The 1,760-nt window shown below is 65.6% G+C and carries 3 protein-coding genes; 1 reads left to right on the top strand and 2 read right to left on the bottom strand.

All coding sequences use genetic code 11. The annotated features are described in order from the left end of the window. Positions 1-153: 153 nt before the first annotated feature. Entirely contained in the window at positions 154-792 is a 639-nt protein-coding gene (locus tag AC1DOC_RS32350) for a FadR/GntR family transcriptional regulator (RefSeq protein ID WP_478131408.1), read from the bottom strand. A gap of 6 nt (positions 793-798) precedes the next feature. Further along, positions 799-939, bottom strand: coding sequence for a hypothetical protein (locus AC1DOC_RS32345; protein ID WP_478131407.1), 141 nt, complete (start codon positions 937-939; stop codon positions 799-801). Between the two features lie 188 nt (positions 940-1,127). Between AC1DOC_RS32345 and AC1DOC_RS32340 the strand changes: the two genes are divergently transcribed. After that, on the top strand, positions 1,128-1,760 hold a 633-nt coding region (locus tag AC1DOC_RS32340), incomplete at its 3' end, for an ABC transporter substrate-binding protein (protein ID WP_478131406.1).

Below are 1,760 nucleotides of genomic sequence, written 5' to 3'. Positions count from 1 at the left end.
GTCTTGCTCCCTCTCCCGCTTGCGGGAGAGGGCCGGGGTGAGGGCTTCGGCAATGGCAAAGGGCGTGCGAGTGTGAAGGCCCGCGGCCCTCACCCTAGCCCTCTCCCCAAGGGGAGAGGGGACAAGAAAAACGGCCTGCTCTCAACCCACCGGTCAACGCTGCCCGCTAGGCAGCAACAGATGCTTCGCCCCGATGTGCGCCTCCATCTCATGCATGTGCGCCTCGGCATCGACCATGTGCTCGGCCATCAGCCGGCGCACCTCGTTCRCATCTTCCCGGCGATAGGCCGCCAGCAGCTGCGTGTGATAGTCGACATTGGCCTCGCCGAAGTGGTGATGGTCCAGCGCCTTCTTGTAGACCACGAGGTCGCGCAGCAGGTCGTTCAGGAAGCGGCACATGAAGGACAGCACCGGATTGGGGCAGGCCTCGGCCAGCATGGTGTGAAACGCAAGCTCGGCCTCGCGCTGCGTGCGCAGCTCGTCCTCGTTGGTGGGCTCCAGCGTGCAAAGGCGCACGTTGGCTTCGAGCCGCTCGAACTGCTCGGGCGTCAGCTTGCCGACCACGCTCACGGCCAGCTCGGGCTCCAGCACCTTGCGCAGCTGGTAGATGTGGTGCCCGTCCAGGTGATGGAAGTGCAGGAAGTTGCGCAGTGGCTCCGACGCATGGTCGACCGAGACCTGCTGCAGGTAGGCGCCGCCGCCCGGCCCGGTGCGGATGGAGACCAGCCCGCGCACCTCCAGCGCCTTCAACGCCTCGCGCACCGTGCTCTTCGAGTAGCCGAAGAGCTCGATCAGCTCCTACTCGTTCGGCAGCCGGTCGCCGGGCTGCTTGCGCTCGGCCACGATCCAGCGCTTGACGTCCTCGACGATGACGTCGGAGAGCTTCTGCCGCTTGGCGCGGGTGTGGCCGAAGGTCATGGCGTCCTGCGTCGGTTTCATGCGTAGAGGGTCGTTTCGGGTGAGATGAGGGCTCTGGAGCAGGTATCGGGCCCGGGCCTTCCCGGATTTTGGCACGGGCATTGCTAGCGGGTTTTTACCAGCATATTAATCATATTTATCCGCTTAAATTCGTTGCCGACTTCAGGCAGCACCTTTCTCTTACCTCCCACCCACGTCCGGAGAATTCCATGCAACGCAGACACCTTCTTCAGCTCGCCGCCCTGTCGGCCGCTCCCGCTTCCCTGCTGGCCGGCCGCGCCGCTTTCGCCCAATCGGCCGATGCGATCCGCTTCGGCTGCCCGGTGCCGATGTCGGGCGCCTTCGCGGCCAACGGCAAGTTCGCCGACCTGGGCATGAAGCTGGCCATCGAGCAGTACGGCAGCRTGCTCAAGCGCCCGCTGGCCTACACGGTGCTGGACACCGAAGGCAAGCCGGCGACCGCGGTGCGCAAGGTGCAGGAAGCCTCGCAGCAGCAGGGCGCCAAGTTCTTCGCGGGCGGCATCCTGTCGTCCGAAGCGCTGGCCATGGGCAAGGAGGCCGAGAAGGCCGGCGGCGTCTTCATCACCACCGCGGGTGCCGACGAGATCACGGGCAAGGACTGCAACCCCGCCACCTTCCGCTGGTCGGTGCCCACCTTCGGCGCGATCGAGCAGACGGTGCGCCCGCTGATCGCCAGCATGCCGAAGGCCAAGCGCTGGTACACCATCACGCCGCAGTACGTGTTCGGCGAGGGCCTCCTGGGCGCGGCCAAGAACATCTTCCAGGAGAAGGGCATCGAGCACGTGGGCAACAGCTACCACTCGCTCAACGAGAAGGAGTTC

It is taken from the genome of Variovorax sp. 01T439_2 (assembly GCF_056398445.1).
Note: the sequence above shows the minus strand (reverse complement) of the source record. Positions and strands in the feature narration are given on the sequence as shown.